Origin of the sequence: Sphingomonas hankookensis (assembly GCF_001619955.1) — a bacterium.
Taxonomy (GTDB): domain Bacteria; phylum Pseudomonadota; class Alphaproteobacteria; order Sphingomonadales; family Sphingomonadaceae; genus Sphingomonas; species Sphingomonas hankookensis_A.
This window is the reverse complement of sequence record NZ_LQQO01000001.1, coordinates 12,319-31,530: the sequence shown is the minus strand read 5'-3', so window position 1 is coordinate 31,530 and position 19,212 is coordinate 12,319. Positions and strand designations below refer to the sequence as shown.

The 19,212-nt window shown below is 67.8% G+C and carries 18 protein-coding genes; 14 read left to right on the top strand and 4 right to left on the bottom strand.

Going from position 1 to position 19,212, the window contains the following annotated elements; genetic code table 11:
• Positions 1–152: 152 nt before the first annotated feature.
• The 10 genes from AVT10_RS00170 to AVT10_RS00125 all read left to right on the top strand — a co-directional run bounded on the left by AVT10_RS00170 (position 153) and on the right by AVT10_RS00125 (position 8,811).
• Positions 153–473, top strand: a complete 321-nt coding sequence (locus AVT10_RS00170) for a lipopolysaccharide assembly protein LapA domain-containing protein (RefSeq protein WP_066686727.1) — start codon at positions 153–155, stop codon at positions 471–473.
• Positions 470–1,147: an orotidine-5'-phosphate decarboxylase gene (gene pyrF, locus AVT10_RS00165; protein WP_066686725.1), complete on the top strand. Its 678-nt coding sequence runs from the start codon at positions 470–472 to the stop codon at positions 1,145–1,147. Before AVT10_RS00170 ends, pyrF begins: the two co-directional genes overlap by 4 nt.
• Positions 1,148–1,560: 413 nt before the next feature.
• On the top strand, positions 1,561–2,328 hold the full coding sequence (locus AVT10_RS00160) for an SDR family oxidoreductase (protein ID WP_157092653.1): 768 nt from the start codon (positions 1,561–1,563) through the stop codon (positions 2,326–2,328).
• Positions 2,325–3,281 carry a glycosidase gene (locus AVT10_RS00155; protein WP_157092652.1) on the top strand — a complete coding sequence of 319 codons (957 nt, stop codon included), beginning with the start codon at positions 2,325–2,327 and terminating at the stop codon, positions 3,279–3,281. The genes AVT10_RS00160 and AVT10_RS00155 overlap by 4 nt, the downstream gene beginning before the upstream one ends.
• 281 nt (positions 3,282–3,562) lie before the next feature.
• A complete protein-coding gene (locus tag AVT10_RS00150) occupies positions 3,563–4,198 on the top strand; it encodes a phosphoribosylanthranilate isomerase (protein ID WP_066686721.1) in 636 nt (211 codons plus the stop codon).
• Between the two features lie 41 nt (positions 4,199–4,239).
• Positions 4,240–5,469, top strand: coding sequence for a tryptophan synthase subunit beta (gene trpB / locus AVT10_RS00145; protein ID WP_066686713.1), 1,230 nt, complete (start codon positions 4,240–4,242; stop codon positions 5,467–5,469).
• On the top strand, positions 5,469–5,702 hold the full coding sequence (locus tag AVT10_RS00140) for a hypothetical protein (protein ID WP_066686710.1): 234 nt from the start codon (positions 5,469–5,471) through the stop codon (positions 5,700–5,702). The genes trpB and AVT10_RS00140 overlap by 1 nt, the downstream gene beginning before the upstream one ends.
• Positions 5,699–6,505 (top strand): tryptophan synthase subunit alpha, encoded by an 807-nt coding sequence (gene trpA, locus AVT10_RS00135; RefSeq protein ID WP_066686692.1) that lies wholly within the window; start codon positions 5,699–5,701, stop codon positions 6,503–6,505. The genes AVT10_RS00140 and trpA overlap by 4 nt, the downstream gene beginning before the upstream one ends.
• Positions 6,502–7,353: an acetyl-CoA carboxylase, carboxyltransferase subunit beta gene (gene accD, locus AVT10_RS00130; protein WP_066686690.1), complete on the top strand. Its 852-nt coding sequence runs from the start codon at positions 6,502–6,504 to the stop codon at positions 7,351–7,353. The genes trpA and accD overlap by 4 nt, the downstream gene beginning before the upstream one ends.
• A gap of 153 nt (positions 7,354–7,506) precedes the next feature.
• Positions 7,507–8,811: a bifunctional folylpolyglutamate synthase/dihydrofolate synthase gene (locus AVT10_RS00125; protein WP_066686688.1), complete on the top strand. Its 1,305-nt coding sequence runs from the start codon at positions 7,507–7,509 to the stop codon at positions 8,809–8,811.
• Positions 8,812–9,001: 190 nt separating this feature from the next.
• Here AVT10_RS00125 and AVT10_RS00120 read toward each other — a convergent pair whose 3' ends face one another.
• Together AVT10_RS00120 and AVT10_RS00115 are read right to left on the bottom strand one after the other, a co-directional pair.
• The gene (locus AVT10_RS00120; protein ID WP_066686687.1) at positions 9,002–10,633 is read right to left on the bottom strand and encodes an AmpG family muropeptide MFS transporter; all 1,632 of its coding nucleotides are present in this window, start codon (positions 10,631–10,633) and stop codon (positions 9,002–9,004) included.
• A 450-nt stretch (positions 10,634–11,083) separates the two neighbouring features.
• On the bottom strand, positions 11,084–11,518 hold the full coding sequence (locus AVT10_RS00115; protein WP_066686686.1) for a response regulator: 435 nt from the start codon (positions 11,516–11,518) through the stop codon (positions 11,084–11,086).
• A gap of 185 nt (positions 11,519–11,703) precedes the next feature.
• Between AVT10_RS00115 and AVT10_RS00110 the strand changes: the two genes are divergently transcribed.
• The 3 genes from AVT10_RS00110 (at position 11,704) to AVT10_RS00100 (ending at position 14,912) form a co-directional block, all read left to right on the top strand.
• Entirely contained in the window at positions 11,704–13,110 is a 1,407-nt protein-coding gene (locus AVT10_RS00110) for a pseudouridine synthase (RefSeq protein WP_232307812.1), read from the top strand.
• The gene (gene rsmD / locus AVT10_RS00105) at positions 13,110–13,649 is read left to right on the top strand and encodes a 16S rRNA (guanine(966)-N(2))-methyltransferase RsmD (protein WP_066686684.1); all 540 of its coding nucleotides are present in this window, start codon (positions 13,110–13,112) and stop codon (positions 13,647–13,649) included. Before AVT10_RS00110 ends, rsmD begins: the two co-directional genes overlap by 1 nt.
• An 81-nt stretch (positions 13,650–13,730) precedes the next feature.
• Positions 13,731–14,912, top strand: coding sequence for a GGDEF domain-containing protein (locus AVT10_RS00100; RefSeq protein ID WP_066686683.1), 1,182 nt, complete (start codon positions 13,731–13,733; stop codon positions 14,910–14,912).
• 3 nt (positions 14,913–14,915) lie between these two features.
• Here the strand turns inward: AVT10_RS00100 and AVT10_RS00095 are convergent, their stop codons facing one another.
• The gene (locus AVT10_RS00095) at positions 14,916–16,163 is read right to left on the bottom strand and encodes an MFS transporter (RefSeq protein ID WP_066686682.1); all 1,248 of its coding nucleotides are present in this window, start codon (positions 16,161–16,163) and stop codon (positions 14,916–14,918) included.
• A 196-nt stretch (positions 16,164–16,359) separates the two neighbouring features.
• Complete coding sequence (locus AVT10_RS00090; protein ID WP_066686680.1) at positions 16,360–16,662, bottom strand: UrcA family protein; 303 nt, start codon at positions 16,660–16,662, stop codon at positions 16,360–16,362.
• A 186-nt stretch (positions 16,663–16,848) separates the two neighbouring features.
• Between AVT10_RS00090 and AVT10_RS00085 the strand changes: the two genes are divergently transcribed.
• A complete protein-coding gene (locus tag AVT10_RS00085) occupies positions 16,849–19,137 on the top strand; it encodes an ATP-dependent helicase (protein WP_066686678.1) in 2,289 nt (762 codons plus the stop codon).
• The last annotated feature ends 75 nt before the right edge of the window (positions 19,138–19,212 follow it).

Genomic DNA, 19,212 nt, shown 5'->3' with positions numbered 1-19,212 from the left:
CGTCGGGCAGCGGTTGAACAGAAGCGGGACCCCGGATCAAGTCCGGGGTGACGGTTGGAGATCGTGGAGCGGTCCTGCGCCTATTGGAATTTCGCGCATGACCGGCGTAAGGATGGACCTCAAGCGAGCATAATGACGAAGGCGCCCCCCGCATGCAGTTCCTGAAAACCCTCTTCTGGGCCTTGCTGGTCGGGGTGATGGTCGCCTTCGCGCTGAACAATATGACGATGGTGCCGCTGAAGCTGTGGGGCACGCTCTATGCCGATGTGAACCTGCCGCTGCTGCTGCTGGTCACGTTCCTGGCGGGGTTCCTGCCGACCTTCGTCGCGCTGCACCTGACGCGCTGGCGGCTGCGGCAGCGGATCGCGGCGACCGACCGGACGCTGGCCGACCTGCACCGCGTCGAGGCGGTGTCGGTGCCCGCCGACCCCGCCCCCATCCCTTCGCAGGTCACGCCGGGAGCCGTATCGTGAGCCGTTCGCCGATCTATGTCGCCCTCGACACCCCCGATCTCGACCGCGCCAAGGCGCTGGCGAACAAGGTGCGCGGCCATGTCGGCGGGCTGAAGCTGGGCCTCGAATTCTTCATGGCCAATGGCCGTGCGGGCGTGCGGACGATGGCCGAACTGGGGCTGCCCATCTTCCTCGACCTGAAATTCCACGACATTCCCAATACCGTCGCCAAGGCGATCCAGGCGCTGGGGCCGCTCGATCCGGCGATCCTGACCGTCCATGCCTCGGGCGGGCGGGCGATGCTTGAGGATGCGAAGGCCGCCGCGCCGGTCGGGACCAAGGTCGTCGCGGTGACGATGCTGACCAGCCTCGACGCGCACGACCTGTCGTCGATCGGCCTGTCGCCCGACCCGCATGAACAGGTGGTGCGGCTGACCGAATTGGCGAAGAGCGCCGGGATCGACGGCGTGGTGTGTTCGGGGGCCGAGGTTGCGGCGGCGAAGAAGGCGTGGCCGCAGGGCTTTTTCGTAGTGCCGGCCGTGCGGCCGGCGGACGGACCGGTCGGCGACCAGAAGCGGGTGGTGACGCCGCGCGCCGCGCTGGACGCCGGGGCGTCGGTGCTGGTGATCGGGCGGCCGATCACGCAGGCGGAGGACCCGGATCAGGCCGCACGGGCGATCGAGGGGACGCTATAGGACGCGCCGGGTGAGGTCGAGCGACGCTCGACCGAGCCGCACGAGGCGCGTCCGGCCGGCGGCGCGAAAAGCGCCGTCCGACGACGCGGGCTTTGCCCGCGACGGGCCCTCTGCTTCCTTCCAAAGAAGAAGAAGCGGGACCCCGGGTCAAGCCCGGGGTGACGGGCCAGGCTGTTGTTTTTGCTAGACAACGCTCCATACCCTAGTTTCAAACTTCACTAAGTTCACACTCGCCACGGTTTCGCGCGCGTTCTGCACCGTCCCCATTCCAACCCTGAGAAAGACCCGGCCGCCGACACAAACGCGACGATCCTCGGCCACCCTGCCCGACCGTCGTCATGTAGGAAAGCCGTTCCGCCCCTGAACCAACGCGGCGGCCCGACGTTGCCGCCATGAGCATGTGCGGAGGGATGATGGACAGGCGGACAATCTTCGTGACCGGCGGGGAATCGGGCATCGGTGCGGCGTGCGCGGCGGCGTTCGGGGCGTTGGGCGACCGGGTCGCGATCGGCTATCATGCGGACAGCAAGGCGGCCGATGCCAGTGCCGATGCGGTGCGCCGCGCCGGGGGCGAGGCGATGACGGTGCAGGCCGATGTTGCGGACGAGGCGTCGGTCGACGCGGCGTTCGGCGCGGTCGAGCGGGCCTGGGGTCCGGCGAGCGTGCTGGTCAATTCGGCCGGGCTGAACATGTCGGGCGTGACGGTGCGCGACATGACGCTGGACCAGTGGCGGCGGCTGATCGATACCGACCTGACCGGCGCGTTCCTGACGTCGCGGCGGTTCCTGATCGGGCGCGGGACCGAGCCGGGTGATGCGGCGATCCTGCATATCTCGTCGATCCATGCCTATGCGGTGCGCGCGGGCGGCGCGGATTACTGCGCGGCCAAGGGCGGGCTGTCGAACCTGGTCGAGACGCTGGCGATCGAGGAGGCGCCGCGCCGCATCCGGGTAAATGCGATCGAACCCGGCATGATCCTGACACCGATGAATGCGCGGGCGAGCGCGGATGCGACCTATCGCGCGACGCTGGAGCGCAACATTCCGCTGGGGCGTGCGGGCGAGGCGAGCGAGGTCGCCGATCTGGCGGTGTTCCTGGCCTCCGACAAGGCACGCTACATCACCGGCGCTCGGATCGTGATCGACGGCGGGCTGTCGCTGATGCAGGCGCTGGGCGCATGATCGCGTCCGATTCCCCAGTCGCCGATCCGCATCGCAAGGATGCAGTGGCCGACAGCCCGATCGCGCTGGATTTCAACGTGAAGGCCATCGAGGACGTCACGATCGCAGGGCCGCCCGAACTGATGGCCCGCGACCTGATGAGCCCCTATGTCTGGCGCGAGCCGGACGGGCGCTATGCGATGATGGTGCGCGCGGTGGTGCCGCAGGGGCAGGAACTGACCGATACCGGCGTCATCTGGTCCGGATGGAGCGAGGACGGGCGGCATTTCCAAATGCTCGACCGACCGTCGATCGTGCCGGGTCCGGGCGACCATGATGCGGGCGGGGTCGAGGACCCGACGGTGGTGCGGACCGATCGCGGCTATGTCGTCTATTATTCGGGCGTGCTGTCGGATCATTCCCATGGCGAATTGTCCTATGCCGCCGGGCCGTCGCTGGATGCGCTGACCAAGAGCGGGGTGGCGCTGGCGTCGTCCAAGTCGGAGGGGAATACGAAGGAGGCGACGGTCGATCGGACCGCCGATGGCGGATGGCGGCTATTCTACGAATATGCCGCCGACGAGGCGTCGCGCGTCGGGCTGGCCGTCGGGCCGGATGTGGCGGGGCCGTGGGACGAGCAGCCGACGCCCTTCACCCCGCGCACCGACAGCTGGGACGACTGGCATTTGTCGACCGGGCCGCTGCTGACCGACGATCCGTCGACGCCGGTGATGTTCTATAACGGGGCGACCCGCGATGCGCGCTGGCGGATCGGGTGGGTGGCGTTCGATGCCGATTACACCCGCGTCGTGGCGCGCGGCATCCAGCCGCTGGTGACCCCGCCGCCGGTCGACGACCGGAGTGCGACGGATATCGCGTTCGCGGCATCGGTGGTGGTCGTCGGGGGAGCGATCTGGCTGTATTATTCGCTGGAGGACCGGCGGCTGGCGCGGGCGTTGATCCGGCGGAGTTGAGGGTGGCACATCCTTCGTCACCCCGGCCTTGATCCGGGGTCCCGCTTTTTCTTCTTCCGAGGGCAGCAAGAAGGAAGAAGCGGGACCCCGGATCAAGGCCGGGGTGACGGTTTGGGTTGGGGGTTGCACTCCACAACCTCGGACCGTCACTCCCGCGCAGGCGGGAGTCCATAGACGCTGACGCTGCGCATGGAGCCGAGACGTTGGCGTGTATGGATTCCCGCCTTCGCGGGAATGACGAATGGTTCTCTTTGCTGGCGCAACCCTCTAAGCCCCGCCCCATGACGCTCATCAAGATCTGCGGCCTCTCGACCCCCGACACCCTGTCCGCCGCGCTGGCGGCGGGAGCGAGTCATGTCGGGTTCGTGTTCTTCCCGCCCTCCCCCCGCAATGTCGGCTTCGATGTGGCGAATGGCTTGGCGCAGGCGGTGCCGAACGGGCGCGCCAAGGTCGGGGTGTTCGTCGATCCCGACGACGCGCTGATCGATGCGGCGATGGCGGCGGCGCGGCTGAACGTGATCCAGCTGCACAAGACCGCGCCGGAGCGGATCGCAGCGATCCGCGCGCGGACCGGGCGCGAGACATGGGGCGCGGTGGCGGTCAAGACACGGGCCGATCTGGACGGCGCGCGGGCGCTGAGCGGTGCGGCGGACCGGGTGCTCTACGATGCCAAGACCCCGCCGGGCGCGGCGTTGCCGGGGGGCATGGGGCTGCGGTTCGACTGGGGGCTGCTCGACGGGTTTCGCCATCCGCTCCCCTGGGCGCTGTCGGGCGGGCTGGATGCGGGGAATGTCGCGGAAGCGATCCGGGTCACGCGCGCGCCGCTGGTCGATGTGTCGTCGGGGGTCGAGAGCGCGCCGGGCGTGAAGGATGCCGCGCGCATCCTGGCCTTTTGTACAGCGGTGCGCGGTGCCTGATCGATAGACATGGGCGCGCGTGCGGCGTAACGAGCGTCGCCATGAACGCCCCCAACAGCTATCGCGCCCAGCCTGACGAGCGTGGGCATTTCGGCGATTTCGGCGGCCGCTATGTCGCGGAAACGCTGATGCCGCTGATCCTCGACCTCGACCGCGAGTACAAGGCGGCGAAGGCCGACCCGGCATTCGCGGCGCAGTTCGACGATCTGATGACCCATTATGTCGGTCGTCCCAGCCCGCTCTATCATGCCGAGCGGCTGTCGGAGACGCTGCGTAGCGGCGCGGAGCCGGGCATGGGCGCGCAGGTGTGGTTCAAGCGCGACGAGCTGAACCATACCGGCGCGCACAAGATCAACAACTGCATCGGGCAGATCCTGCTCGCGATCCGGATGGGCAAGACGCGGATCATCGCCGAGACGGGTGCGGGCCAGCATGGCGTGGCGACCGCCGCCGTCTGCGCGCGCTTCGGCCTGCCCTGCGTCATCTATATGGGTGCCAAGGACGTCGAGCGACAGCAGCCCAATGTGTTCCGCATGAAGCTGCTGGGGGCGGAAGTCCGTCCGGTAACGTCGGGTGCGGCGACGCTGTCGGATGCGATGAACGAAGGCTTGCGCGACTGGGTCGCGAACGTCCACGACACCTTCTACATCATCGGCACCGCCGCCGGTCCGCATCCCTATCCGGAGCTGGTGCGCGATTTCCAGAGCATCATCGGCCGCGAAGCGCGGGCGCAGATGCTGGAGCGGACCGGACGCCTGCCCGACCTGCTGGTCGCGGCGATCGGCGGCGGGTCGAACGCGATCGGGCTGTTCCACCCGTTCCTCGACGATGCCGATGTGGCGATGCTGGGCGTCGAGGCGGCGGGGCATGGGCTGGACAAGGACCATGCCGCATCGCTGGCCGGTGGGTTCCCGGGCATCCTGCACGGCAACAAGACCTATCTGCTGCAGGACGAGGACGGGCAGATCGCCGAGGGGCATTCGATCTCGGCCGGCCTCGATTATCCGGGCATCGGGCCGGAACATGCCTGGCTGCGCGATATCGGGCGGGTCGAATATGACAGCGCGACCGACAAGGAGGCGCTGGATGCGTTCCAGCTGCTGTGCCGGACCGAGGGGATCATCCCCGCGCTGGAACCGGCGCATGCGATTGCGGCGGTGGCGCGGCGGGCGAAGTCCATGCGCGGCGACCAAATCATCCTGGCGAACCTGTGCGGGCGGGGGGACAAGGATATCTTCACCGTGGCGTCGGCGCTGGGGGTGGCGATTTAATGAAATCATCGCCAGGCAGCCTCAAACGACGTTCCATCAAGATCGCGCTTTTTGCGGCATCGTTCGCGCTGTTCACGCTGCTATTTTTCATAGCGGACTGGGGCCTACCCTTGATCGGGCTTCCGCGATATCTCGCGCCAGCAACCGGCGGCATCACCGCATTGCTAGCCCGTCCATGGTTCAAATGGTTTGATGAGAAGTGGCCGAAACAAAACCTCGAATATTCCCAATGACCTCCTCTCGTCTTGTCGCTGCCTTTGCAAAAGGCCGTCCGGCGCTCGTCTGTTTCGTCACCGCCGGTGACCCGACGCCCGACGCGACGCCCGCCATTCTCGACGCGCTCGTAGCCGGTGGCGCGGACGTGATCGAACTCGGCATGCCGTTCACCGATCCGATGGCCGATGGCCCGGCGATCCAGTCGGCCAATATCCGCAGCCTGAACGCCGGCACGCGCACCGCCGATGTGCTGCGGATCGCCACGGGTTTCCGCGAGCGCCATCCCGACGTACCTTTGGTGCTGATGGGCTATGCCAATCCGATGGTGCGGCGCGGCGCCGAGTGGTTTGCGCAAGGGTGCGTCGCGGCCGGGGTCGACGGGGTGATCTGCGTCGATATTCCGCCCGAGGAGGATGACAGCCTCGGCACGACGCTGCGCGCGCATGGCATCGCGCCGATCCGGCTGGCGACCCCGACCACCGATGCCGCGCGCCTGCCGGCAGTGCTGGAGGGGGCCGGCGGCTTCCTCTATTATGTCTCGGTCGCCGGGATCACCGGCAAGCAGCAGGCGGTGCAGACGTCGATCGACGAGGCGGTCGCCCGGTTGAAGGCCGCGACCGACCTGCCGATCGCGGTCGGGTTCGGCGTGCGTACGCCCGAACAGGCCGCCAATATCGCCCGCGTGGCCGACGGCGTCGTCGTGGGATCGGCAATCGTCGAGATCGTCGCCGAGCATGGCACGCAAGCCGCCGAACCCGTCCGCACCTATATCGAAAGCCTCGCCTCGGCCGTTGCCGCCGCGAGCAGGGAACCCGCATGAGCTGGCTCAACCGCGTCCGTAACGCCCTCCCCTTCGTCGCGCGCAAGGAAACGCCCGACCATCTCTGGCACAAGTGCAAGGGATGCGGGCAGATGATCTTCACCAAGGAATGGGAAGAAAATCTGCACGTCTGCCCGAAATGCGACCATCACGGCCGCATAGGGCCGAAGGAGCGGTTCGAACAGCTGTTCGATGCCGGCAGCGTCGAGATCCTGCCGAACCCGAAGGTCGCCGAGGACCCGCTGAAGTTCCGCGACAGCAAGCGCTATGTCGACCGGCTGAAGACCGCGCGGACCGATACCGGCGAGCAGGACGCGTATCGCAACGCCTATGGCACGATCCAGGGCAAGGGCTGCGTGATCGGCGTGCAGAATTTCGCGTTCATGGGCGGGTCGATGGGTCAGTATGTCGGCGAGGCGTTCATTGCGGGCGTGGAGGCGGCGATCGCGCGCGGCGTGCCCTATATCGTCTTCACCGCCAGCGGCGGGGCGCGGATGCAGGAGGGTATCCTCAGCCTGATGCAGATGCCGCGTACGACCGTTGCGATCGAGATGCTGCACGATGCCGGCCTGCCCTATCTGGTCGTACTGACCGATCCGACCTCGGGCGGGGTCATGGCAGCCTATGCGATGCTGGGCGACGTGCAGATCGCCGAGCCGAAGGCGACGCTGGCGTTCACCGGACGACGCGTGATCGAGAGCACGATCCGCGAGAAGCTGCCCGACGATTTCCAGACGTCGGAATATTATCGCGACCATGGCCTGATCGACCGCGTGACGCATCGCCGCGATCTGCCGGGCGAGCTGGCGCAGCTGATCGAGTTTCTGGGGCGCAAGGAAGCGGCCTGACAGCCAGTTCCTCCCCGCTCCGCGGGGAGGGGGACCGCCGCATAGCGGTGGTGGAGGGGGATCGCGGCGAAACGCAACCGTTGTGGAGATGGCCAGCCCCCTCCACCATGCTTCGCATGGTCCCCCTCCCCGCGTAGCGGGGAGGATTTTGAGATGCCCGATTTCGCGATATCTGCCGACCCCGCCGTACAAGCGCAGTTCGACCGGCTGGTCACCCTGTCGCCGGGGGCCGACATTCTCGGCCTCGACCGGATCACTCGGCTGCTGGGCCGGCTGGGCGACCCGCATATGCGGCTGCCGCCGGTGTTCCATGTCGCCGGCACCAATGGCAAGGGATCGACCTGCGCCTATCTGCGCGCGGCGCTGGAGGCGGCGGGGCTCAGGGTCCATGTCTATGCCAGCCCGCATCTGGTGCGGTTCAACGAACGCATCCGGCTGGCAGGCACGCTGATCGACGATACGGCATTGGCCGACCTCTTGCGCGAAGTGCTGGACGTGGCCGAGGGGATCGGAGCCAGCTTTTTCGAGATCACCACCGCCGCCGCGTTCGTTGCGTTCGCGCGGACGCCGGCCGACGCGTGCGTGATCGAGGTGGGCTTAGGCGGACGGCTGGACGCGACCAACGTCCTCCCTGCCCCGGCCGCCTGCGGAATCGCCGCATTGGGGATCGATCATGAGGCGTTCCTCGGGTCGTCGCTGGTCGGGATCGCCGGCGAGAAAGCCGGGATCGCCAAGCCGGGCGTGCCGATCGTGACGCTTGCCTATCCACCCGAGATCGCGGCGCGGGTGGCTGAGACGGTTGCGGTGGCCGGGGGCGTGCTGGTCGCGCGGGGCGATGGATGGGACGTCGAGGGCGGGCGGTATCGCGATGCGGCCGGTGGCCTCGATCTGCCCGAACCGGCGCTGGCAGGGCGGCACCAGCGTGACAATCTGGCGCTGGCAACGGCGATGCTGCGGCATCAGTCGGCGGTGCACGTGCCCGATGCGGCGATCGTTGCCGGTGGGCGCGCGGCGCACTGGCCGGCGCGGATGCAGCGGCTGCGGCCGGGCGGGCCGCTGACCGGGCGGGTCGATCCGCGCCATGGCGTGTGGCTGGACGGCGCACATAACGAGTCTGCGGCGATCGAGGTCGCGCGGGTCTGGCCGGGGATCGCGCGGGGCGAACGCTCGGCGCTGGTGCTGGGGATGCTCACCAACAAGGATGCCGGTGCGGTGCTGCGGCATCTGGCCGAGGTGGTCGACCATGTCGTCGCGGTGCCGGTGCCGGGCCATGCGCATCACGCGCCGGCCGATCTGGCAAAGGTTGCGCGGGGACTGGGGCTGACCGCCGATGTCGCGACCGATCCGGCGGCGGCACTGGACCTGCTGGCGCGATCGGAGCCGGAGGCAGTGCTGATCGCTGGGTCGCTGTATCTGGCGGGTACGGTGCTGGCGGCGAATGACGAGGTGCCGGTTTAGTTTTTGTTCACGCGAAGGCGCGGAGGCACGAAGAAGATTAGTTTTCGCGCGGAGGCGCGAAGGCGCAGAGAGGTTTCGAAGCTGGCGGGTGTTATCGAGTCGGCGAAGCCTGCTCTTACCTGCGCTCCAAGATCGAGAGCCGCTGTCGCGGTAGGTACAACTTCTCTGCGCCTCCGCGCCTCCGCGTGAATCAACCCTTACGAAGCTCCCGCTTCCACCGCACCCATTCGAGCAGCACGAACACCACCGCGACCAGACCCAGTGCGGCGGTGAAGCGGAACACCGGGGCATAGCCCATCTGCTCGACCGCTTCGCCCAGCCCCGCGCGGCCGAGCGAGCCGACCAGCAGCGTCAGCGACGACAGCAGCGCATATTGGACCGCGCTATGTTCCTTGCTGGCGATCGAGGAGAGATAGGCGACGAATGCCGCCCCGGCCAAACCGCCCGCGATATTCTCGCCCGAAATCGCCACCATCAGCCGAACCATCCGCGCATCGGCGCCCAGCCCATGCAGGCCGAGCGTCCCCGCCACCGCATCGATCACCGGCGCACCTGCGGCCAGATCGGCATAGAGCAGGTTGCTGGCCGCCGCGACGATCGCGCCGATCAACAGCGTCGGCATCCGCCCGAGCATCGCGAACGAGATACCGCCCAGCGACACGCCGAGGATGGTCATGCCCACGCCGAAGATCTTGGAGGCGAAGGCGACCTCGTCGTTCGTGTATTTCAGCTCCTCCAGATAGAAGGGATAGGCGAACGGCCCCCAGATCGAATCGCACAGCCGGTAGCTGAGGATCAGGCCGAGCACGATCACCACGCCGAAGCCCAGCCGCCCGACCAGCTCGGCCATTGGCAGGATCAGCGCGCGATAGCCATGTTCGACGAAGCCGCTGGCAGGCGCCGCGCCCTCTTGCTCCCAGCCGAAATATTGGGCGTTGAGCGCGCGGCGGTTGAGCCACGCGGCGACCAGCGCGGGTATCATGACGGTCGCGATGACGATCCAGAAGCCGGTCAGCCGGGTGAAGTCGCCGACGCTGGGCGGAGTCTGGCCGGCGGGCGTCGCGAGCACCCGCGCCATGAACGCACCGATGGTGACGATCGCCCAGCCCCAGCACAGGCCGACGATGATCAGGCCGGTACGCTTGTCGCGCGCGCTGGGGCCGGTGACGGCTACGGCCTCCTGTTGCACCGCCGGCCGCGGCGTATCGGGGGCGAGCAAGGTGACGAGCAGCAGCACGAGCATCAGGACGCCCATCGCGGCATAGACCGTCTGCCAACCGATCCGCGCCGCCAGCACCAGCGCGAGCGCGCCACCGATCAGCGTCGCGAGCCGGTAGCCGAGCTGATAGATGGACGACAGGATGCCCAGGGTCGCGCGTTCGTCGGCGACGTCGATGCGCCATGCGTCGATTACCACGTCCTGCGTCGCCGCGGCGAAGGCACCGATGACGGCGATGAGCGCGAACCAGCCGATCGCGCGCGCCGGGTCGCTGATCGCGAGCAACAGGAAGGTCGCGGCCAGCACCCCCTGGCACAGCAGCAGCCACGACCGCCGCCGCCCGAAGCGCTCCAGCAGCGGCAGGCGCAACCGGTCGACCAGCGGCGACCACAGGAACTTGAACGCGTAAAGCAGACCGATCCACGACAACAGGCCGATGGTCGCAAGGTTGATCTTCGCCTCGCCCAGCCAGGCGTTCAGCGTGCCGAGCAGCAGGGTGAAGGGCAGCCCGGCGGCAAGGCCGAAGGCGAACATCGCCCCGGTCTTGGGGTTGTTCAGCCCCATGCGGATCAGCGCCAGCCCCTTGGGCGCGGCTTCGGTCATTCAAATCCTCCCGGAAGGGGCGCGACCGTAGAAGGGGTTGGGGGTGGCGGCAAGGTGGGCCAGCCGCCTTCGCATGCCTTATCCCTTTGGTTCGGGCGGCTTCGAGTCTTTCGAGAACGGAGCGTTGTAAGAAGATTCGGTTTCACGCGGAGGCGCGGAGACGCGGAGAAGAAGGAAAAGTGGTTCGCGCAGAGGCGCAGAGAACGCAGAGAGACTGCGATTCACGCCGGCGCCGTTCTTACGGCGAAGCCGTCCCAATCGGCAGAAAGAGGGGGGCGCCATGGCGGCATGCGCATCATCTCCGCGCCTCTGCGCCTCTGCGCGAAAACTATCTTCTTCGCGTCTCCGCGCCTTCGCGTGAAACGAACTTCCTAAACCGCGGGCAGCGTTCTCGACGGACGCTTCTCGACAGGCTCGAAGCTGCTCGAACCAAGCGGATCCTAGATACGGTTATGCTGCCGTCTGGAACAGGTTGAACCCACTCGGCAACCGCCTGGGCAGCTTGGCGCCGGCCACCACCGCGTCGATCGCGTCGATTGCGCTGATCAGGTCCTTTTGCGGATAGGGCTTGCTGAGACAGCCCGCCGCGAAATCCTGGGCGCCCTGCGGGCAGCTGCCGGTCACCAGCAGCACCGGCACGCCGCGTCCATGCGCCACGCGCGCGACGTCCAGCCCGCTGCCGTCCGACAGGTTGATGTCGACCAACACGAGGTCGAGCCCGTCATCCCCCTCGATCGCGGCACAGGCACCGGCCACGGTGTCGACGGTCGCGCGGATGTCGAAGCCCGACGCCCCCAGGAAATGTTCGGTGTCGAACGCGACCAGGGGTTCGTCCTCGACGACCAGGATCCGGTTGATGTGCCGCTTCTTGCGCCCGAACAACATATCCCCTCTCGCTTTCCACCGGGATGCAACCAGCTTATACGAAGCCACAAACTCGCGAAGGCGACGAAGGAACCGCTTCGGCTGAAACTTTCGTCGCGTCGCCGCAAACGGATACCCAGATCATCGTTACGTCCCCTGAATCCCCGACCGAATCCCCCCGCGACGGCCAACGTATCGCCAAGCTGATGGCGCGCGCCGGTGTCGCGTCGCGCCGCGATGTCGAGCGCATGATCACCGCCGGCCGGGTGGCGCTGAACGGCGTCGTCGTCGACACGCCCGCCACCATCCTGCCCAATCTGAAGGGCGTGACCGTCGATGGCGCGCCCGTCGCCGCGCCCGAACCGACGCGGCTGTTCCGCTTCCACAAGCCCGCCGGCACGCTGACCGCCGAGCGTGACGGCGCGGGTCGCGCGACGATCTACGACCGGTTGCCGGCGGGCCTCCCCCGGCTGATCCCGGTCGGGCGGCTCGACCTCAATACCGAGGGGTTGTTGCTGATGACCACCGACGGTGAATTGAAGCGCCGTCTGGAACTGCCCGCGACCGGGGTCGAGCGGACCTATCGCGCGCGCGCGTACGGCGAGGTCAGCCAGCAGCAGCTCGAAGAGCTGATGATGGGGATCGAGATCGAGGGCGTGCGCTACGGCCCGATCAACGCCAATCTCGAACGGCGCACCGGGACGAACACCTGGATCGAGATGACGCTGACCGAAGGCAAGAACCGCGAGGTTCGCCGCGTGCTCGAACATCTGGGGCTGAAGGTCTCGCGCCTGATCCGCACTCGCTATGGCCCCTTCTATCTGGAAGACCTGCCCGAAGGCGAGGTCGACGAGATCCGCCAGCACGAGCTGGTCGCGTTCCGCAAGACGCTGGCCAACAAGCCGACCAGCAAGCCCGCGCCGGAGGGTGCCGATCCTGCCGCGCTGAAGGCATGGAAGCGGGCGACGCCGCTGCCGCGTCCCGAACCGGTCGAGCGACCGCGTTTCGACGAACGCCGCCCGCGCGTGGAGCGCGACGGGCAGCGTTCGGGGTTCAGCGGGCGCCGGCCGGACCGCGACGGCGGCGAACGGCGCATCTTCGGCGATGGCGCGCAGGCGGGCGGCGAGCGCCCCCGCTTCGGCACGCGGCTGCAGGGCGATGCCCGGCGGAGCGGCCCGCGCACCCATGTGACCGAACGGCCGGTCGAGCGACGCGAGGGCTTCGATCCCCTCACCCAGGCCGGACAGACGCCGGCCGAGCGGCGGCAGCCGGGGCTTGGCGACCGGCGCGCCTATGGCGACCGGCCGACCGAGAATGCGCGGGCACGGCGGGCGGCGGCGCATGCCGAACGGCCCGGCTATGACGGCGTGGCCCGCGTGCCGCGCAAGCCGCGCGAGCAGGCGCACACCGACGAGGCGCGGACGGCGCGTGGCCCGGTCGACAAGCGGATGACGCAGGCGGAAGCGGCGGAAGCCGACCGGGCGAGCTTCGTCGACCGGCCCAAGCGCAAGCCCAGCGGCTGGGCCAAGGCCGGCCCCTCCCCCCGCATCGCCAAGGGCAAGCCCAAGGGCGGTCGCCCCGGCGGCGGCAAGCCCGGTGGAGGAAAGCGCTGATGCGGGTGATTTCAGGACAATGGCGCGGTCGCCCGGTCGTCGCTCCCAAGGGCGATGCAACCCGCCCGACCGCCGACCGTACCCGCGAGGCATTGTTTTCGATGCTGGCCAGCCGGGTCGGCAGCTTCGACGAGCTGGCGGTGGCGGACCTGTTCGCCGGATCGGGCGCGCTGGGGATCGAGGCGCTGTCGCGCGGTGCCGCGACCTGCCTGTTCGTCGAACAGGACAAGGCCGCGCTGGACGCGCTGCGCGCCAATCTGGCGAAGCTGGACGTGGCGGGTGCAGACGTGCGGGCAACGTCGGTGCTGGCGCTCGGTCCGGCGCCGCGCCCGCTCGACATCGTGATGATGGACCCGCCCTATGGCAGCGGCGCCGGCGCCGTGGCGGCGGACAAGCTGGCGCGGCTGGGCTGGATCGGTCCGGCGACGTGGGTCAGCATCGAAACCGCCAAGAGCGAGGCGCTGGACCTGCCCCAATTCACCGTCGATGCGGAACGCACCTATGGGAAGGCGCGCATAACGCTCTTGCGACTGATTTGATCCCGAAATATTCCCGCCGTTAACATTTCGACCGAAAAATGCTGATAGGGCTTTCGGATCGTTGCAGCGGCGGGATGGGGAATGGACAGCGCGGTATATGCCCTGATCGTCAACGCCTGCATCGCCGGGCTGTTCGCGACCGCGTTCGCGATCGTCCGGATATCCTATCCCGAACAGCGTTACGTCACCTGGTTCGTGCTGGCCTATCTGATCGGCGGGCTGACGCCGCTGAGCGAACTGGGCGTGCGGCTGACCGATTCGACCACGCTGTTCATGATCGGCAGCTATGGGTCGTTTCTGGTCAGCATTGTGCTGTTGCAGGGCGGACTGGCCGCGCTGGCGGGACGCGCGGTCCCGCGCGGGCCGCTGATCGCGCTGCTGGTCTTCGGCGTGGTCGTCCGGGCGCTGATCTGGAACGGACCGCGCAACGAATTGTGGTATGAAATCGCCTATCAGGCGCCGTTCGCGCTGGGCGCGTCGCTATCGACGGTCATTGCGGTCGATGCGGTGCGGCGCAGGCGCGGCGCGCTGTGGCTGGCGCTGGCGATCGCATCCGCGCTGACGACCGCGCATTTCGTCGTCAAACCCTTTTTCGCGGCGACGTTCGGATCGGGAACGACGGCAAAGGCTTATGCGAGCAGCAGCTATGCGTTGTTCTCTCAGGCGACCGGCGGCGTGCTGATCGTCACAGCGGGACTGTTGACGCTGTTGCTGGTGGTGAAGGCAGCGATGGGATTGTCGGTGGCCGCGTCGGAAACCGATCCGCTGACCGGCATCGCCAACCGACGGGGGTTCGAACGGCGCGCGACGCGGCTGCTGGCCCGGTCCTGGCAGCAGGACGAGCCGCTGGCAGCGATCCTGTTCGACCTCGACCATTTCAAGCGAGTCAATGATGGCTATGGCCATGCCACCGGCGACCTCGTGCTGCGCGCGTTCGCCACGATGCTGACCGAACGGTTGCCGGCATCGGCGGTGATCGCGCGGCTGGGCGGGGAGGAATTCGTCGCCGTGCTCGACCGCACGACGCTGCGCGGAGCGTGGCTGGCGGCGCAGTCGGTCCGCGCGTCGCTGCCCGCCATCGCCACGCATCTGCCGCCGATCACGGTCAGCGCCGGGCTGGCGGTGCTGGAACCGGGCGATACGCTCGACAGCCTGATCGACCGGGCGGATCGGCGATCCTATGAAGCCAAGCGCGCCGGGCGCAACCGGATCTGCCCGGTGCCCGACCCGGTGGTCGACGCGCAGAGCCTGCGGACTGGGTAAAGGTTATCGCTCGCGGGGGACCAGCAGCAGGCCGACGATGCTGGCGATCCCCGCCGCGCCCAGCACCGCGCCGACCGCGGACAAGCCGTGCGACACCGACAGTGCCTGGGCGATGCTGGGGGTCAGTCCGCCGCCGATCACCCCGCCGACATTGAACCCCATCGATGCGCCGGTATAGCGCACCCGCGCCGGGAACAGCGCGGGCAACCATGCGCCGAGCGGTCCGTAGACGAAGCCCATCATCAGCAGCGCGAACGACAGCCACGCGCCGATCACGAACAGCGATCCGCCGCCGACCATCGGCGCCAGCAGCACGCCAGCCAGCACCACGCCGACACAGCCGCCGGCAAGGACCCTGGCCGGGGTCGAGCGATCCGACAGCCATCCGGCAAGCGCGATGCCGATGGCCATGAACAGGATCGCGATCAGCTGGGTCTGGAGGAACGCGCTGCGGCTGTAGCCCAAGGCGGTCGTGCCGTAGCCGAGCACGAAGGTCGTCGCGATATAATAGAGCGCGAAACAGGCGACGACCCCGAACGTCCCGGCCAGCGTCGCGCGCAGATGCGCGCCGGCCAGTTCGGCGATCGGCACCGCGGCGGGCGCCTCCCGCTCCAGCGCCTTCGCGAAGGCCGGCGTTTCGTGGAGCTTCACCCGCACCCACAGGCCGAGGCCGACCAGCGCCGCGCTGAACAGGAACGGCAGGCGCCAGCCCCAGGCGGCGAAGTCGGCGTCGGACAGTGCAAGGCCGAGCAGCAGGAACAGCCCGTTGGCGGCTATGAACCCGACCGGCGCGCCCAGCTGCGGCACCATGCCGAACCGTCCGCGCCAGCCCGGCGGGGCGTTCTCGACCGCGAGCAATGCCGCCCCGCCCCATTCGCCGCCCAGCCCCAGCCCCTGCGCAAACCGCAACGTGCACAGCAGCAGCGGCGCGATCCAGCCGACCATGGCATAGGTCGGCAGGAACGCGATCAGCAGCGTCGACCCGCCCATCAGCATCAGCGATGCGACGAGGGTCGACTTGCGCCCCAGCCGGTCGCCGAAATGGCCGAACACCACCGCGCCGAGCGGTCGTGCGATGAAGGCGAGGCCGATCGACAGGTAGCTCGCCATCAGCTGCGCCGACGCGCTTTCCGACGGAAAGAACAGCGGTCCGAAGACCAGCGTCGCGGCGGTCGCGTAGATATAGAAGTCGTAGAATTCGACCGAGGTGCCGATCAGGCTGGCGATCAGGATGCGACGATCGACGCGCATGGGGTGCGGTTGGGTCATGCGCCCGCCTAGCAATTTGACGCTCCAAGGCAAGAAGCGTTCACACAGGCGCGTTGTCACGTAATTATAGGACCCTGTCCCATGCAGCTCGTGACCCCGGACTTGATCCGGGGTCCCGCTTCTCACTCCGGTTGCCAAAGAAGCGGGACCCCGGGTCAAGCCCGGGGTGACGACGGTGTTACTTCGCGCTGGCGAGCTTCACCGGCGTCAGCTGCGCGACCCGGACCTGCGCGTCGCGGTGCATTTCGCGGCGGCAACGGCCTTCATCGGCGACACCGCGCAGGCCGAAGGCGCGCGACCGGCACGCCCCGATCGCGGCACGATCGATACGCGCGTCGAGGATGCGGCGGCCTTCGGCGGTGCCGAGGTCGAGGCCGGCGATCGACACACGGGCGGTGACCGGCTCGCGCTGTTCGGCATGGGCGGCGGACGACAGGCAGGCGGCAACGGCCGCCGCGAGGACGATGAGACGGTTGGTCATGATAGCTCCTGCGAATGCGGTGCCCGTCGCGGCAGCGGTCGTCCGGGATGACGCCGCCGTCCACCGGCAGCCGCGCGATAGTCACCCAATGTTGCAACGCAGCGAAGCGATGATGGCAGGTTGATGACGGTTCTGAAACGATTTCCTTGCTTGTCGCTTTACGGTTCGTTCCCTACCTGTTCGACGATGTCCTCGCTTGCTCCCCCCGCCCCGACCCCGGCCGACGCCCCCTATCTGCGCGGCCTGAACGAACCGCAGCGCGATGCGGTACTGACCACCGACGGGCCGGTGCTGGTGCTGGCCGGCGCGGGCACGGGCAAGACCGCGGCGCTGACCGCCCGGCTGGCGCATCTGCTCTACACCCGGAAGGCCTATCCGTCCGAAATCCTGTCGGTGACCTTCACCAACAAGGCCGCGCGCGAAATGCGTGAGCGCGTCGCCCGGCTGGTCGGCGACATGGTGGAGGGGATGCCGTGGCTCGGCACCTTCCACGCGATCGGCGCGAAGATGCTCCGGCGCCATGCCGAACTGGTCGGGTTGCAGTCGAACTTCACCATCCTCGACACCGACGACCAGTTGCGGCTGCTGAAACAGTTGATCGTCGCCGCCAATCTCGACGAGAAGCGCTGGCCGGCGCGCAGCCTCGCCGGCCTGATCGACGGTTGGAAGAACAAGGGGATGACCCCCGCCGATGTCGATGCCGGGGAGAGTGAACGCTTCGCCAATGGCCGCGGTGGCGAGCTGTACCAGGAATATCAGGACCGGTTGAAGGCGGTGAACGCCTGCGACTTCGGCGATCTGCTGCTGCACGTGCTGACGATCCTGCGCACCAACCGCGAGGTGTTGCAGCAATATCAGCAGCGCTTTCGCTACATCATGGTCGACGAATATCAGGACACCAACAGCGTCCAGTATCTCTGGCTGCGATTGCTGGCGCAGGAGCGGCGCAATTTGTGCTGCGTCGGCGACGACGACCAGTCGATCTATTCGTGGCGCGGCGCGCAGGTCGAGAATATCCTTCGGTTCGAACGCGACTTTCCCGGTGCCAAGATCGTCCGGCTGGAACAGAATTACCGATCGACCCCGCATATCCTGGGCGCGGCATCGGGCGTGATCGCGCATAATGGCGGGCGGCTGGGCAAGACGCTGTGGACCGAGACCGATGTTGGCGAAAAGGTCCGCGTCATCGGTGTATGGGACGGGCCGGAAGAAGCGCGCCGCGTCGGCGAGATGATCGAGCGCGGCCAGCGTGATGGCAGGAATCTCGACCAGTTCGCGATCCTCGTCCGCGCGCAGCACCAGACGCGCGAGTTCGAAGAACGCTTTATCGGCATCGGCATGCCCTACCGGATCGTCGGCGGCTTCCGCTTCTACGAACGCGCCGAAATCCGCGATGCGCTGGCCTATCTGCGGGTCGTCAACCAGCCGGCGGACGATTTGGCGTTCGAACGGATCGTCAACGTGCCCAAGCGCGGACTGGGCGACAAGGCGGTGCAGACCATCCACCGCTTCGCGCGGGCGACCGGCAGTTCGCTGATGACCGCCGCCGCGCGCATCCTCGACACCGACGAACTGACCGGCGCGGCGCGCAAGTCGCTGGGGCGGCTGGTCGGCGATTTCGCGCGCTGGCGCGACATGGCGCAGGGCCTGCCGCATGCCGAACTGGCGCGGCAGTTGCTCGACGAAAGCGGCTATACCGCCATGTACCAGGCGGAAAAGACCGCCGAGGCTGCCGGGCGGCTGGAGAACCTGACCGAGCTCGTCCGCGCGATGGAGGAATATGAATCGCTCGGCGCGTTCTTGGAACACGTGTCGCTGGTCATGGACAACGAGGCATCGGCGGAGGAGCCGAAGGTCACGATCATGACGATCCACGCCGCCAAGGGGCTGGAGTTCGACACGGTGTTCTGCGTCGGGTGGGAAGAAGGGTTGTTCCCGTCGCAACGCTCGCTCGACGAGGGCGGCACCGCGTCGTTGGAGGAAGAACGCCGCCTCGCCTATGTCGCGATCACCCGCGCGCGGCGGCTGGCCGTGATCTTTCACGCTGCCAATCGCCGCATCTATGGACAGTGGAATTCGTCCCTGCCGTCGCGCTTCGTCGGCGAACTGCCTCCCGAGCATATCGAAACCGAGACGACGATGTCGGGCGGCGAGAGCCTGTGGCGGGCGAATTGGAGCGAGCGCGCCGACCCCTTCGCCGATGTCGCGCGTGGGACCGGGCGGGGGCCGGGGTGGCAGCGCGCGGCGTCGCAAGGCTCCACCTTCACCACCACCCCGTCGCGGGTGGTCGAGGCGCGGGCGAGTGCGATCAGCCTGGGCAACAAGGGCCGCAGCGACCTGTCGACCGGGCAACGCGTGTTCCATCAGAAATTCGGCTATGGCACGATCGAAACGATCGAAGGGAACAAGCTGGAAGTGTTGTTCGAGACGGCGGGACAGAAGCGCGTACTCGACAGCTTCGTGACACCGGGCTGAGGATTATCGTTACTGAACAGATGCTTAATCTGGATCAGCGACGCCTTTGGCATAACAGCGTAGACTATGGTCCGC